The sequence below is a fragment of the Nocardioides sp. zg-1228 genome (genome assembly GCF_017086465.1).
Classification (GTDB): Bacteria; Actinomycetota; Actinomycetes; order Propionibacteriales; family Nocardioidaceae; genus Nocardioides.
This window is the reverse complement of record NZ_CP070961.1, coordinates 1741060-1755768: the sequence shown is the minus strand read 5'-3', so window position 1 is coordinate 1755768 and position 14709 is coordinate 1741060. Positions and strand designations below refer to the sequence as shown.

Below are 14709 nucleotides of genomic sequence, written 5' to 3'. Positions count from 1 at the left end.
GATGTGGGCCGAACGTGATCCACGAGTGCCGCCCCATCGCCGCATCGACGCCAACGGGCGCCCCACGGTCGCAGACTTCGAACAGGCGATTCGCTTGCGGGTGGTCGTAGCCGCGACGGTAGCGTCGATGACGCACGTCGCGAATGGGCGGACTCGTTGTCGAGTTCAGGATCCAGTGCTCCCCAGCTCAGCAAGCTCCTGGGGCGAGAGCCGCAGACCGCCGGCGGCTACGTTCTCCTCTAGGTGCGCGACGCTGCCGGTGCCGGGGATGACCAACATGTGGGGTCCTTGCTGAAGCGCCCAGGCGAGGCGGACCTGTTGGGTGGTCGCTCCGCGCGCCCGGGCGGCGGCTTGAACGGCAGCGTTCGCCTCCGTGGTCGCCCCCTGCTCACGGGCCGTTCCGGCGAGCGTGAAGAACGGGACGAACGCGATGTCGCGCTCGCCGCAAACGCGTACGACTTCATCATGCTGGCGCCGATAGTCGAGACCATAACTGTTCTGCAGACACACAACGGGGGCGATCGTCTGTGCCTCATCGACGTGATCAAGGGTGGCCGCGGATAGGCCGAGGTGCCTGATCAGACCCTCGGCCCTCATCTCCGCGAGCGCGCCGAATTCGTCCGCCAAGGTGCCATGGCCAGGGCCGGTCAGCCTGAGGTTGACGACGTCGAGATGGTCGCGTCCAAGACGGCGCAGGTTTTCCACCACCTGCGACCGCAACGCCGACGGCGTCCGGGCCCACCCCTCTTCGCCGGGTCCAACCTTGGTAGCTATCACCAAGTCATTCGGATATGGCCACAACGCTTCCCGAATCAGGTCAGTCGCCCATCTGGGAGATCCCGTTCCTACGCCAAGAGTTCCACCGGGTGAGACGTAAAACGCTGCAGTATCGAGATGATTGATCCCGAGCTCGATCGCGCGACGCAACAGTGCGACAGCCCGCGATCGATCGCGGTGAACGGTGATCCGCATGGTGCCGAAGCCCATCCTCCGCACCATCAGATCGCCCCCCAGCGACCAGGACCCGGCCGAGGAGACGCCGTCTTCGACAGTCAGCATTTTGTGTGACTGCTGATGACGCATTACCGAGCGCCGTCATAGGGGTGGCACCGCGTGGGCGAGCCGGCAGACCCATCAACGCCGCAGGTGACGTGTCGAGCGAGGTGCACGGATTCGGCTTCGTTCACTTGCATAGCTCCCGTTGTTTGCTGGATACCTGGTCACCACTCGAGCCAAGTCGAGTCGCGCCCTATCGGGACACGAGTCGATTCGGGCCGTCGTCGCGTCGCCCGGACGCGGGCTCATGCGGGGGTAACAGAGGCAGAGTCTCCGGCAGGACAGGGGCCTTGCGGCAAGCCCCCCACTGTGCTAGATGATAGTTGGAGGGGAGTTCGCATTTGGTGCTGTGGTGCTCCGCGGTTGGGATCTGCCGAGGCGCCCTGCGACTTCCGACGCCATGCTCGTCACCGACAGGCGTACGTCGTCGCCGCCAGCCCAGCCGTTCGTGTTCGAGTTCTCTGCTCGCGTCAGCACGCTCCCCCGGCTTCCGACACCCCAGCGGGACAACCGGCCACCGATCAGCCAACACTCGGACCGCTGCATCTGCAGAGGTTCGCTTACGGGATCCCGGAAAGCGACTGGACGGACGTTCAGCGTGTCAACGGTCCGTGAACGGCAGCCGCGGAGCGTGACCAGTACGGGATCGGCAATCGAAACGCTTCGACCTATACCAGTGAGTCGTCGTACGCGGCTGTAAGAGTGCCACCAGCGCTTCCGGTGTTCACTACGCCGACGGGTTCGATGAGCACGGCGTGGACCTCGCCGTCAGCGATTGGGCAGTGCTCAACGCCGCGCGGAACGACGAACATCTGGCCAGGACGAAGAGTGACGTCGCCATCGCGCAGTTGGATGGTCAACTCGCCGTCGATCACGAGAAACAGCTCGTCAGTGTCGTCATGGGTATGCCACACGAACTCGCCCTTGAGCTTGACGACCTTGACCTCGTAGTCGTTCAACCGCGCCACCACCTTCGGCGACCAATGCTCGGAGAACGACAAGAACTTCCCGGCGAGGTCTATGGGTACGTTGGTCATGGGCAAGTGTGACACACCAGGTCGGTCAGGCTCGGTCCGTAAGCGGATGGTGAACTGGCTTGCTTGGCGCCAGGCCGAGAGGTCCTTCGTCGCCAGGTTCGACAGGGCTTCGGCCATGACCTTGTCGCGGTTCTTGGCCGCGTGTTGGTAGCGCCGTGCTGCTTGATCTCGCGACGTCGGTCAGTGAGCCAGCCCTCGGCATCCTCAGCCGTCTCGAAGGTGACCCGCGCCTTGTGTCGAAGGGTGTCGGGGCCGAGGTAGGAGGCCTGCCACCGTCTAGATGGGAGCTTCGAGATGGCTCCGAAACCGCGCCTGCGGGCCATCCCTGGATCCCCCTCGCGTGCAAATTCGAACCCAGTATCGCCCACCAGCACCGCACGAGAGGCCGGCTCAGCCCTTGCCGCCCGGCACCACGAGCGTCGAGCGCGAGACCGCCGGCCGTACGAGGTCGGTGCCCGCGAAGCGGACGACCACGGGCCTGGTGCCCGGCGCGACGTCGCGGACGACGACGCGGGCCGTCCCTGCGACCAGCTCGCCCTCGACGGTGCGGCGGCCGATGGTGACGGTGATCGCGCCGGACGGCTTGGGTGCTCCCACGGCCCTGACGCGCAGGTCGACGACCACGCGGCCCCGCTTGACCTCCGGGCGGACCCGCAGGGTGGGCACGGCCCTGACGGGGGAAGCCACCGTGAGGGTCTCGGTCGTGGCCCGGAAGTGGCGGCGCGTCATCGTGACCTCGACCGCCAGCGCGTGACCGACGTCGCCCTTGCGGACGGTGTACGTGGCCTTCGTCGCCTTGGCGATGCGTCGCCCGTCGCGGAGCCAGCGGTAGGTGGCGGACGCGTCGCCCGGCTTGGCGCGACCGGGCTCCACGACGAGCCGGCGCCCCACCTGGGCCCTGCCCGTCACCCGGGATGGGCTGAGCAGCGTGACCGGCTTGGCCTGGACGGCCGCGGTCGCCGGTGCGTTCGACCTGGACTTGCGGTAGCCGTTCGCGCTCGCCGTGACGCGTGCGCTGATCTGCTGCCCGATCTGGTCACGGGTGAGGGTCAGGGTGTTGCCGGTGGCGTCGGCGAGGGGCTTGCCGTCGGCGTACCACTGGGTCGTGGACTTCTTCGGCTGCGGGGACCACGTCGACGGGGTGAGCGTGAGGGTCGAGCCGACCTGGGGCTCGCCCTGGATCGTCGGCAGCTGGGTGCGTGCGAAGGTGCCGGGTGCGACCGGAGGGGTCGCCAGGGCCGCGGCGCCGGGGGTGTAGCCGTCCAGCTGCGCCGTCACCTCGGCGGTCAGGGTCTTGCCCTTGACGTCGGGCGTGGGCACGTAGGCGGACCCGGTGGCTCCGGGGATGGCCGCTCCGTCGGCCAGCCAGCGGAAGGTGATGCTCGAGGGCGCGGGCGTCCAGGATCCGACGGCCACCTCGAGCGGCGAGCCGACCATGGCCGACCCGGCGATCGTGGGGGGCGAGGTGGGCTGCACCACGCGGTCGTTGAAGTGGATGAACCCGCTCGGCCAGCCGCCGCCGGTCTTGGTGATGCGGCGCCAGTAGAAGTCGCCGCCCCAGTAGTCCTCGGAGACGATGATCTCGGTGTCGGAGATGACCTGCTCCACGATGGCGACGTGCCCGTTCCCGCCGGCCGGCGTGACGTGCGGCCGATACCAGGCGACGGAGCCGACGGTGGGCGTCTGGTCGGTGATGGCGGCCATCGCGACGCCCCAGTTCGACGCGTTGCCGTTGCCCTCCCACGGCCGGACGTCGGGCATGCCCGACTGGATGAGCCGGTAGGCCACGTAGTTCGTGCAGTTGTGCCCGGCGTACATGCGCCAGTACTGCTTCGAGGAGACCTGTCGGTAGCCACCGTCGCCGTACCCCGCGGCCGCGCACCCCTGGTAGCCCGAGCACAGGTAGGTGGACGACGCGAGGGTGATCCGACCCGCGGTGGTCGGCACGACCAGGGCGAGCAGGACGAGCAACCCGGTGAGGAGCTTGGCCGTCCCGAGCGCCCGACCGACGACGTTCCGGACGGTCGTCAGGCGTGCTCGAACCGGGTGTGACTCGTGAGACTCGTGTGACGTTTGGGGCACAAGCGACGATCGTATGGGTCAAATGTCAAGCGCGCCACGCCGATGGGTGAACATCAAACGTGTAATTCGTCGCTCCAGCGGGAATCGACCGCCTCCCGGGGCGGACTTGGTGGGGAAGTCTGACACCTGGAGGCCGTTGCAACCCCCTCCAGGTGTCGGAGTCCCCGCTCGAGCGGGGACTCCGACGGGCGCGAGCGACCTCCGACCACGCCGCCACCTCAGAACCCGTAGCCGAACTCCTCGATCGTCCGGCGGAAGCGGGCGGCCACGATGTCGGCGTCCCCGGGGCCGTAGAGCTCGCGGTAGTGAGGCCCGCTCCCCTGCTTGGCGTGGGGCAGGTCGAGCTCGATGCCGAGGCGCGACGACAGGTCCGCCACCGCGGCGGGCAGCTCCTCGTAGCGGTAGACCCGGTCGACGACGACCCGCCCACCGAGCCGGTAGAGCCGCTCGTTGAGGGCGAGGCGCTCCATCCGCTTCGGGGTGCGGACGAACTCGGCGAAGGTCTTGGTGAACGACGGCTTGCGCGCGCTGTAGCGGTAGGACGAGGCGACCACGTCGAACGGGTTGCGCTCCACCGCGAAGGTGAAGTAGTCGTCCCACGTCTCGCGCCCGATCACCTCGATGACCCGGCGCGCGCCCATGTGGGCGTACGAGCTGGGCTCGGTGTCGTCGTTCTGCGGGCCCACTCCCCCGGCGGCCGCGCGCAGCTCCTCGTCCTCGGGGCTGATCCGGGTGACGATGTCGTCGGGGCCGCAGTGGCGCGACAACGCGATCTCGAGGCTGGTGCCGGCGGTCTTGCGGGTCTTGACGAACACGAAGCGGTGTCGGTGCGAGGCGATCACGGCTCAGTCGTCCTCGTCGGCCAGTTCCTCGCCGTGGGTGCCCGGGCGCGGCGCCCACGGCAGCTCCTTCGCCGGGCGTACGACGATGAGCCGGTCGCCGCGCGCGAGCAGGGACACCACGGGGTCGAAGTAGCGGTACACCTTCTCGTCGCGGATCACCGCGATGACCTGGTCGGGCAGCCGCTGGGGCTGCTTGCCGACCTCGGCGACGAGCAGGTCGCGCTCGGCGACCTCGAGGCCCTCGCCGTAGGTCATCAGGTCCTCCATCACCGAGCCGAGCATCGGCGACATCGACGACAGGCCGAGCAGCCGCCCGACCGCGTCGGAGGAGGTGATGACCGAGTTGGCCCCCGACTGGCGCATCAGCGGGACGTTCTCCTGCTCGCGCACCGACGCCACGATCCAGGCGTCGGGGTTGATCTGACGGACGGTGAGGGTGACGAGCACGTTGGAGTCGTCGCGGTCGGTGGTGATGATGACGTGGGTCGCCTTCTCCACCCCCGCCTGGCGCAGCACCCCGCGCCGCGTGGCGTCGCCGACGATGGCCACGAGCCGGTCGCGGTTGGCCTCCTCGACGGGCACGGGCTCGGGGTCGACGACCACGATCGACCTGCGGTCGTAGCCGTTGCTGACGAGGGTGTCGATCGCGCTGCGGCCCTTGGTGCCGTAGCCGACGACGACGACGTGCTGGTCCATCTTCTTGTTCCTCCACCGGGAGACCCGGAACATCTCGCGTCCCTGCGAGGCGAGGACCTCGAGGGTGGTGCCGATCAGCAGCACCAGGAAGGCGATGCGGGCCGGCGTGATCACCAGCGCGTTGACCAGCCGGGCCTGCTCCGACTCCGGTGCGATGTCGCCGTAGCCGGTCGTGCTGAGCGTGACGGTCGTGTAGTAGAACGCGTCGAGCAGGGTCAGGTCGCGGCCGGGGTGCGCGTTGTCGCGGTAGCCCTCGCGGTCGAGGTAGACGAGCAGGACGGTGCCGAACAGGATCGCGGCCGCCATCAGGATCCGGCGGCCGAGCTCCCACCAGGGAGACCGTTCGGTCTCCGGGAGGGAGACCCGGCCGACGCCGGGCTCCACGCTGTCAGCAGACACGGTCAGGAGTCTCGCACGCTCCTCCGCTCCCGCAGCCGCTGCACCATCTCGAGCCGCGCGCGCGTCGTGCTCTTCTGCGGGTAGACGGTGTCGAACGCCGCGTTGACCGCCGCCCCTATGAGCACGGATAGGGCCAGCAGGTAGAGCCACAGCAGCACGGCGATCGGCGCCGCCAGCGGCCCGTAGATCGACCGCGACTCCGCCGCGGTGACGGTGAGCACCCAGCGCAGCGTGTAGGACCCGGCGATCCAGCAGAACAGCGCGAAGACGGCGCCGGGCAGGTTGAAGCTCCAGTTGGTCCGCACCGGGACCGACACGTGGTAGAGCGTGGCGAGGAAGCAGATGCACACCACGAGCACGACGGGCCAGTAGAGGCTGTTGACGAAGTCGAGGCGCTCGGGCACCACCCGGTCGACCAGGCTCGGGCCGGCGACGACGAGCGGGATGCTCACCGCGCCGGTCACCATCGCGAGGACGTAGAGCACGAACGACAGCGCGCGGGTGGCGACGATCCCCCGATGCCCGCCGAGGCCGTGCATGATCGTGATGGTGTCGACGAAGACGTTGAGCGCGCGCGAGCCCGACCAGAGCGCCAGGATGAACCCGATCGAGATCACGTCGTAGCGCCCGCCGTCGAGGACCTGGTCGATCGTCGGGCGGATGATCGTGTTGACGGCCCTCTCGGTCAGGCCCTGCCGCGACATCTCGAGGACGGCATTGCGCACGTCCTCCACCTGGGTGTCGGTGAACCGCTCGCTGACGAAGCCGACCGCGCCGGCGAGGGCGAAGATCAGCGGCGGCACCGACAGCACCGCGAAGAACGCCGCCTCCGCGGCCAGGCCGGTGACGCGGTGCCGCAGGCACGACCCGACGCTCGTGACGATGATGCGCCAGGCCTGCTCCCGCCACCGGCGGAGGAGGACCTCGACGCGGCGCGGGGCAGGGGTGTCCTCCCGCGCCTCGACCATGCGGCCACGCTATCGAGCCGGCACGCTCGGTCACCGGACCCACGCGGCGGTTCCGCGTGCGACGTGACCGACCCCTCGTGGAGGGAGGAGCGGGGCCCTACCGTGGCGCCATGAGCGAGCGCCCCATCGTCGACCTCCGGACCGCGACCAACCAGGCGCCGCCCCTCGTCGGGCACAACGTGGTCACCTCCGACGTCGCCCTCACCGACGCGCTGGCCCGACACGGCGCCCCCGGGCTGGTCGACGAGCTCGCCCCGCTGGGCGCCGAGGCGGGCACCACCGAGGCGCGCGAGCACGGCATGCTCGCCAACCGCCACCACCCCGAGCTCGTGCCGTACGACCGCTGGGGCAACCGCATCGACGAGGTCGCGTTCCACCCCTCGTGGCACTGGCTGATGGAGCGCGCCGTCGGCCACGGCCTCCAGGCCGCGCCGTGGGAGCAGCAGGAGGCCGGCGACCCGCACGCCCACCTGCGGCGCGCGGCCGGGTTCTACGCGTGGTCCCAGACCGAGCCGGGGCACGGGTGCCCGATCTCGATGACGTACGCCGCCGTGCCGGCGCTGCGGGCCGACGAGGCGCTCGCCGAGGAGTGGACGCCGCTGCTGGCCTCACGCTCCTACGACCCGGGCGTGCGCAGCCGGTCGGCCAAGGCCGGCGCGCTCGCCGGGATGGGCATGACGGAGAAGCAGGGCGGCTCCGACGTGCGGGCCAACCAGACCCGCGCGACCCCGACCGCCGACGACGGTTGGTACCGCCTCGACGGCCACAAGTGGTTCACCTCCGCGCCGATGAACGACGTCTTCCTCGTCCTCGCCCAGGCCGAGGGCGGCCTCACCTGCTTCGTCGTGCCGCGCGTGCTGGACGACGGCACGCGCAACCGGATCGACGTCGTGCGGCTCAAGGACAAGCTCGGCAACCGGTCCAACGCCTCCAGCGAGCTCGAGCTCACCGGCACGCTGGCCCGGCGCCTGGGCGACGAGGGCCGCGGGGTGCGGACCATCATCGAGATGGTGGCGGCGACCCGGCTGGACTGCGTGCTGGGCTCGGCGGCGCTGATGCGCCACGCCCTGGCCGAGGCGTCCTGGCACGTCGCGCACCGCTTCGCGTTCGGCAGGCTGCTGGCCGACGCGCCGCTCATGCAGAACGTCGTGGCCGACCTCGCCGTCGAGTCGGAGGCGGCGACCGCGCTCGCGATGCGCCTCGCCGCGGCCGTCGACCGGCCCGGCGACCCGCACGAGGTGGCGCTGCGCCGCATCGCGCTCCCGCTGGCCAAGTTCTGGGTGTGCAAGCGCACCCCGGCGATGGTCGCCGAGGCGCTCGAGTGCCTCGGCGGCAACGGCTACGTCGAGGACTCGGGCCTCCCGCTGATGTTCCGGGAGTCGCCGCTCAACTCGGTCTGGGAGGGCTCGGGCAACGTCAACGCGCTCGACGTGCTCCGTGCCCTCGGCCGCGAGCCCGAGGTGCTCCACGCCTGGATCACGGAGGTCGGTGCGGCGCGCGGGGGCGACAGCCGGCTCGACCGGGCGGTCGACGACACCCTCGCCCTCCTTGGCGAGGCTGCCGGTGTCGAGGCGGGCGCGCGGCGGTTGGCCGGCCGGATGGCCGCGTGCCTCCAGGGCTCCCTCCTGGTGCGCTTCGCGCCGGGCGAGGTGGCCGACGCCTTCTGCGGCAGCCGCTTCGGCACGTCGTACGGTGGGACGTTCGGGATGCTGGAGAGCGGATCCCTCCGCGCCGTTGTCGAGCGGGCGACCCCGATGCTGTGACAGGCTCGTCGCGCGCACCGTCAGGACCAGCCCGACGGTGCGCCTAGCCGGGTCCGCGCTGTGGGAGCGCGGGCATGCCGGGAGGGGGAGGCCATGTCGGCCAAGGGCAGCACGTTGTTCACCGTCGGGACCCTGCTGCGGCACGCGCAGGACGCCGGCGCCGCCGTGCGACTGCTCGTCCAGGGCACGTGGCTCGAGGGCCGCATCGTCGGCGCCGACGGGCTCGGGGTGGTGCTCGACGACGGCAACGCCCAGCAGGTGCTGGTCCGTCTCGACGCGATCGTGGCGGTCAGCTTCTCCCGCACCGACATCGACGACCCCGACGGCAAGGACGGCCAGGACGCGCGGTCGCACGGGCGACGGCGCCGCGACCCGATCGAGGCGGGTCCGGTCGGCGGCTGACCTCGCCACCCCGCGGGTGCTCCTCAGCCCAGCGCCGCGCCGACCACCTGACGGGCCTCCTCCTGCACCTGCGCGAGGTGCTCGGGCCCCCGGAACGACTCGGCGTAGATCTTGTAGACGTCCTCGGTGCCGCTGGGCCGCGCCGCGAACCAGGCCGACTCGGTCGTCACCTTGAGCCCGCCGATCTTCGCCCCGTTGCCGGGCGCCTCGGTGAGCTTGCCGGTGATCGGCTCGCCCGCGAGCTCGGTCGCGGCCACGTCGTCGGGGGTCAGGGCGGCCAGCCGGGCCTTCTGCTCGCGGTCGGCGGGTGCGTCGATGCGCGCGTACGCCGGGTCGCCGTGGCGCTCGACCAGCTCGGCGTAGTGCTGGCTGGGCGTGCGACCGGTCGCGCCGAGGATCTCGCTCGCCAGCAGCGCGAGCACGATGCCGTCCTTGTCGGTGGTCCAGGTGGAGCCGTCACGCCGCAGGAACGACGCCCCCGCGGACTCCTCTCCCCCGAACCCGAACGACCCGTCCATCAGCCCGGGCACGAACCACTTGAAGCCGACGGGCACCTCGACCAGCGGCGCGCCGATCGACGCAGCGACCCGGTCGATCATCGAGCTCGAGACCAGCGTCTTGCCGATCCGGGCGCCGTCGGGCCAGCCGGGACGCGCCCCGCCGAAGAGGTGGGCGATGGCGACCGCGAGGAAGTGGTTGGGGTTCATCAGGCCCGCGTCGGGGGTCACGATGCCGTGCCGGTCGGCGTCGGCGTCGTTGCCCGTGGCGATGGCGTACTCGTCCTTGCGGCCCACCAGCGAGGCCATCGCGTAGGGCGAGGAGCAGTCCATCCGGATCTTGCCGTCCCAGTCGAGCGTCATGAAGCGCCAGGTCGGGTCGACGAGCGGGTTGACCACCGTCAGGTCGAGCCGGTGCCGCTCCGCGATCTCGCCCCAGTAGGCCACGCTCGCCCCGCCGAGCGGGTCGGCGCCGATGCGCACGCCGGCGTCCCGGATCACGTCGAGGTCGAGGACGGTCGGCAGGTCGTCGACGTAGGTGCCCAGGAAGTCGTAGGACCCGGCGGCGGCGCGGGCCTTGGCGAACGACACGCGGCGCACGCCCGCGACGTTGCCGCGGATCAGCTCGTTGGCCCGCGCGGCGATGACGCTCGTGGCGTCGGTGTCGGCCGGGCCGCCGTGGGGCGGGTTGTACTTGAATCCACCGTCCTGGGGCGGGTTGTGCGAGGGGGTGACCACGATGCCGTCGGCGAGCCCCGCACCGGTCGTACGCCCCCGGTTGGCGCGGATGATCGCGTGGCTGACCGCCGGGGTCGGGGTGAAGCCGTCGCGGTCGTCGACCAGCACGGTGACGTCGTTGGCGACCAGCACCTCCAGCGCCGTGGCCCACGCCGGCTCGGACAGCGCGTGGGTGTCGCGCCCGATGAACAGCGGGCCGTCGTAGCCCTGCTCGCGCCGGTAGTCGCAGATGGCCTGCGTGGTCGCGGCGATGTGCATCTCGTTGAACGAGGTGGCGAGCGAGGTGCCGCGGTGCCCGCTGGTGCCGAAGGCGACCTGCTGCGACACCTCGTCCGGGTCGGGCTCGAGGTCGAAGTAGGCCGTCACGAGGTGGGAGACGTCCACCAGGTCCTCGGTGCGGGCGGGCTGTCCGGCTCTCTCGTGGGTGGCCATGGCCCCATCTTGTCGGGTTTCGCGGTGGGTTCAGCAAGACCCACCCGAGAATGTGCCGTGTCGGCTGTCGATCCGGACGGGGGCCGTCCGTCAGAGTGGTGAGGCCGCAGCCGCGGCCCACGACACGAAGGAGCCACCGGCGATGAGCCGATACCTGATCCTGCTGCCCGCCCCCGAGGCGGCGTGGGACGACCTGCCGCCCGAGGAGCACGAGATGGGGCACCGCTCGCACGGCGAGTTCCAGCGCGACCTCGAGGCCGAGGGCCACATCCTCGTCACCGGCGGCCCGCTCGAGCCGTCCGTGCAGGCGACGTCCATGCGCCCCGACGGGGCCGGGGGCGCGCTGGTCACCGACGGGCCGTTCAGCGAGACCACCGAGCAGGTGGTCGGCTTCTACCTCGTCGACTCCACCGACGAGACGGCACTGCGCGCGACGTGCGAGCGGTTCGCCGCCCGCGGCGAGCACATCGAGTTCCGTCGGATGGCGGAGTGAAGGGGACCGACATGAGCCGCTACGTGCTGTTCATCGCCTACGAGTCCTCGGAGTGGGACGCCGCGAGTGCGGAGGTCCGCGAGTCCTACTACCGCGACCACGAGGCGTTCTCCGCCTTCGTCGCCGCGCACGGCACCGAGCACGCCTCGGGTGCCCTCGCCGACGCCGAGCGGGCGACGACGGTGCGACACCGCGGCGGCACCCGCGACGGCGAGATCGTGGTGACCGAGGGCCCGTTCGCGGAGACCGCCGAGCAGCTGGGCGGCTACTACGACGTGGAGCTGCCCGACCTCGACCACGCCGTCCGGGCTGCGGCGCTGCTGCCCGCCACGTACTCGGTCGAGATCCGACCCACCATCTCCATCGGCTGAGCGCCGTGACACGACGACGAGAGGACGAGCGATGAAGTACCTGGTGCTGTTGATGGACGACGGCGACGAGTTGCCCTGGGACGAGCAGACGGACGAGGAGAAGGCCGCCACCATGGCGAAGTTCGGCGAGTTCGACGCGGCCTGCGCGGCGCGCGACGGCGTGGAGATCCTCGCCGGCGAGGCGCTCGCCGGCCCGGAGTCGGCGACCACCGTCCGCCCGCGCGGCGGGCGGCTGCAGGTGAGCGAGGGCCCCTTCGCCGAGGCGGTCGAGGCGATGGGCGGCTTCTACCTGGTCGAGGCACCCGACCTCGACGTGCTCCTCGAGGTGCTCCCGGCGTTGCCCGCCTACGACCTGCACGTGCAGCCCGCGGTGGACATGGGCTGAGCGACCGCATGACCCTCCCCCAGGACCCCCTCGCCGAGGTCGTGCGCGAGGAGTGGGGCCGTCTGGTGGCCCTGCTCCTCGCGCAGTTCCGTCGCCTCGACCTCGTCGAGGACGCGCTGGGCGACGCCGTCGAGGCGGCCAGCCGCACCTGGCCGCTCGACGGTGTGCCCGCCAGCCCGCCCGCCTGGCTGATGACCGCCGCGCGCCGCCGGGTGCTCGACCGGCTGCGCACCGAGGACGTGGCCCGGCGCAAGGAGCAGCTGCTGCTCGTCGACGCCGAGCAGCACCAGCAAGGAGCCCGCACGATGGCCGACGCCGGCAGCCTGGTCGAGGACGACGTGCTGCGCCTGGTGCTGATGTGCGCCCACCCGGCGCTGGCGCCGGAGGCGGCCAGCGCCCTCAGCCTCCGGCTGGTGCTCGGCGTGCCGACCGCCGACATCGCACGGCTCTTCCTCGTGCCCGAGCCGACGATGGCCGCGCGGATCACCCGGGCCAAGAAGCGCATCGTCGGGGCCGGCATCCCCTTCGGGGTCCCCGACGCCTCCGTGCTGCCCGACCGGATGGACATGGTCGCCCAGACGGCCTACCTCGCCTTCACCGCCGGCTACGCCCCCGGCACAGGCCCCGACCTGCTGCGCGCCGACCAGGCCGGCGAGGCGATCAGGCTGGTGCGCGTGGTGCTCGCCCTGCGCCCTGGCGAGCCCGCGCTCGTCGCGCTGCTTGCGCTGATGCTGCTGCAGCACTCGCGGCGCGACGCCCGGGTGCGCGACGGGCGGCTGGTGCTGCTCGCCGACCAGGATCGCGACCGCTGGCACCACGACGACATCGCCGAGGCGACGCGGCTGCTCGCCCACCCCGTCCTGACCGGCGCGCTGACCGCGCTCGCCGCGTCCTACGTCCTGCAGGCACGCATCGCCGCCGAGCACGCCACCGCGCCGAGCACCGAGGACACCCGCTGGGACCGCGTCGTCGGCCTCTACGACCTGCTGCTGCGGGTGGCGCCGTCGCCCTCGGCACGGCTGGCGCGAGCGGTCGCGGTCGCGGTCGCCGAGCAGCACGGGCCGGCCGCCGGGCTCGAGGCGCTGGAGGGCCTGGAGATCCCCGCCAGCCACCGTCCGGCCGCCGTGCGCGCCGAGCTGCTCTCCCGCGCCGGCGACACCGACGCGGCGCGGGCGGCGTACGACCAAGCCATCGCCGCCTGCCGCAACGAGGTCGAGCTGGCGTTCCTCGTGGCCCAGCGCGATGCGCTCTAGTCCTCCGGGACCGACTGCTGCTTGGCCAGGACGGTGAGTCCCTCCTCGACGACGAACCCGCGAGCGCGGTCGGCGTCGTGGTCGACGCCGATGTGCACGCCGGGAGGCACGACGACGCCCTTGTCGAGGATCGCGTTGCGCACGACCGCTCCCTCGCCGACCCACACCCCGTCCATCAGCACCGAGTCGGACACCTCCGCGCCGTCCTTGACCCACGCGGCCGGCGAGAGCACCGACCGGTTGACCCGGCCGCCGCTGATCACCACGCCCGGCGACAGGATCGAGTTGAAGGTCGACACCTGGGCGCCGCTCGCGCCCTCGACCAGCTTGGCCGGCGGGTGCGGGCCGTAGCTGGTGTAGATCGGCCACGCGGTGTTGTAGAGGTTGAAGACGGGCAGCGGCGAGACCAGGTCCATGTGCGCGTCGTAGTAGGAGCGCATCGTCCCGACGTCGCGCCAGTAGCCGCGGTCGCGGTCGGTCGCGCCGGGGACCTCGTTGTCCTTGTAGTCGTAGACGGCCGACTCCGACTTGTCGACGAACCACGGCACGATGTCGCCGCCCATGTCGTGCTTGGACTCGTCGCGATCGGCGTCGCGGGTCACGGCGTCGCGCAGCGCGTCGGCGTCGAAGACGTAGTTGCCCATGCTGGCCAGCACCTCGTCGGGCGCGTCGGGGAGGCCGACGGGGTCGGTCGGCTTCTCGAGGAACGCGCGGATCCGCGACGGGCTGGCCGGGTCGACGTCGATCACGCCGAACTGGTCGGCCAGGCCGATCGGCTGACGGATCGCGGCGACGGTGCAGCCGGCGCCGGACTCGACGTGGTCGGCGACCATCTGGGCGAAGTCCATGCGGTAGACGTGGTCGGCGCCCACCACGACCACGATGTCGGGCCGCTCGTCGGTGAGCAGGTTGAGCGACTGGAAGATCGCGTCGGCGCTGCCGAGGTACCACCGCTTGCCGACGCGCTGCTGCGCGGGCACCGGGGTGACGTAGTTGCCCAGCAGGTTGGACATCCGCCAGGTCGTGGTGACGTGCCGGTCGAGGCTGTGCGACTTGTACTGCGTCAGCACGACGACCTTGAGGTAGCCGGAGTTGACGACGTTGGACAGCGCGAAGTCGATCAGCCGGTAGATGCCGCCGAACGGCACCGCGGGCTTGGCCCGGTCGGCCGTCAGCGGCATCAGGCGCTTGCCCTCACCCCCGGCCAGCACGACGGCGAGCACCTTCTTGCGCGGGGGCGTGATGGCCATGCCCCGAAACTAGCCGTCCGGTGGGGACGCGGTCGACCACCCCCG

Annotated in this window: 14 protein-coding genes; 6 read left to right on the top strand and 8 right to left on the bottom strand. The window is 71.2% G+C overall.

The window, feature by feature from the left end:
• Positions 1-165: 165 nt before the first annotated feature.
• From JX575_RS08385 to JX575_RS08360, 6 genes are all read right to left on the bottom strand, one after another.
• Positions 166-1059 (bottom strand): aldo/keto reductase, encoded by an 894-nt coding sequence (locus tag JX575_RS08385; RefSeq protein WP_186341985.1) that lies wholly within the window; start codon positions 1057-1059, stop codon positions 166-168.
• Between the two features lie 665 nt (positions 1060-1724).
• Positions 1725-2210: a cupin domain-containing protein gene (locus JX575_RS08380; protein ID WP_241005393.1), complete on the bottom strand. Its 486-nt coding sequence runs from the start codon at positions 2208-2210 to the stop codon at positions 1725-1727.
• A gap of 273 nt (positions 2211-2483) precedes the next feature.
• Positions 2484-4064: a CHAP domain-containing protein gene (locus tag JX575_RS08375; RefSeq protein ID WP_186341984.1), complete on the bottom strand. Its 1581-nt coding sequence runs from the start codon at positions 4062-4064 to the stop codon at positions 2484-2486.
• 329 nt (positions 4065-4393) lie between these two features.
• Complete coding sequence (locus JX575_RS08370; protein ID WP_186341983.1) at positions 4394-5017, bottom strand: hypothetical protein; 624 nt, start codon at positions 5015-5017, stop codon at positions 4394-4396.
• A 3-nt stretch (positions 5018-5020) separates the two neighbouring features.
• Positions 5021-6112 carry a potassium channel protein gene (locus JX575_RS08365; RefSeq protein ID WP_241005392.1) on the bottom strand — a complete coding sequence of 364 codons (1092 nt, stop codon included), beginning with the start codon at positions 6110-6112 and terminating at the stop codon, positions 5021-5023.
• Positions 6113-6114: 2 nt separating this feature from the next.
• Positions 6115-7080: a YihY/virulence factor BrkB family protein gene (locus tag JX575_RS08360; RefSeq protein ID WP_186341982.1), complete on the bottom strand. Its 966-nt coding sequence runs from the start codon at positions 7078-7080 to the stop codon at positions 6115-6117.
• Between the two features lie 110 nt (positions 7081-7190).
• On the opposite strand from JX575_RS08360, the gene JX575_RS08355 reads away from it, so the two are divergent.
• Both JX575_RS08355 and JX575_RS08350 read left to right on the top strand, forming a co-directional pair.
• Positions 7191-8843, top strand: coding sequence for an acyl-CoA dehydrogenase family protein (locus JX575_RS08355; RefSeq protein WP_186341981.1), 1653 nt, complete (start codon positions 7191-7193; stop codon positions 8841-8843).
• A 93-nt stretch (positions 8844-8936) separates the two neighbouring features.
• Entirely contained in the window at positions 8937-9245 is a 309-nt protein-coding gene (locus JX575_RS08350; RefSeq protein WP_186341980.1) for a hypothetical protein, read from the top strand.
• A gap of 23 nt (positions 9246-9268) precedes the next feature.
• Here the strand turns inward: JX575_RS08350 and pgm are convergent, their stop codons facing one another.
• Positions 9269-10912, bottom strand: coding sequence for a phosphoglucomutase (alpha-D-glucose-1,6-bisphosphate-dependent) (gene pgm / locus JX575_RS08345; RefSeq protein WP_186341979.1), 1644 nt, complete (start codon positions 10910-10912; stop codon positions 9269-9271).
• Between the two features lie 142 nt (positions 10913-11054).
• On the opposite strand from pgm, the gene JX575_RS08340 reads away from it, so the two are divergent.
• Genes JX575_RS08340 through JX575_RS08325 form a run of 4 tightly spaced genes read left to right on the top strand, consistent with a single transcriptional unit; the run spans position 11055 to position 13414 of the window.
• Positions 11055-11405 carry a YciI family protein gene (locus JX575_RS08340; protein WP_186341978.1) on the top strand — a complete coding sequence of 117 codons (351 nt, stop codon included), beginning with the start codon at positions 11055-11057 and terminating at the stop codon, positions 11403-11405.
• Positions 11406-11416: 11 nt separating this feature from the next.
• A complete protein-coding gene (locus JX575_RS08335; protein ID WP_186341977.1) occupies positions 11417-11776 on the top strand; it encodes a YciI family protein in 360 nt (119 codons plus the stop codon).
• Positions 11777-11807: 31 nt separating this feature from the next.
• A complete protein-coding gene (locus tag JX575_RS08330; protein ID WP_186341976.1) occupies positions 11808-12161 on the top strand; it encodes a YciI family protein in 354 nt (117 codons plus the stop codon).
• An 8-nt stretch (positions 12162-12169) separates the two neighbouring features.
• Complete coding sequence (locus JX575_RS08325) at positions 12170-13414, top strand: DUF6596 domain-containing protein (RefSeq protein ID WP_186341975.1); 1245 nt, start codon at positions 12170-12172, stop codon at positions 13412-13414.
• Here JX575_RS08325 and glgC read toward each other — a convergent pair.
• Positions 13411-14664 (bottom strand): glucose-1-phosphate adenylyltransferase, encoded by a 1254-nt coding sequence (gene glgC, locus JX575_RS08320; RefSeq protein ID WP_186341974.1) that lies wholly within the window; start codon positions 14662-14664, stop codon positions 13411-13413. The two genes, JX575_RS08325 and glgC, sit on opposite strands and share 4 nt — an antisense overlap.
• Between the last annotated feature and the right edge of the window lie 45 nt (positions 14665-14709).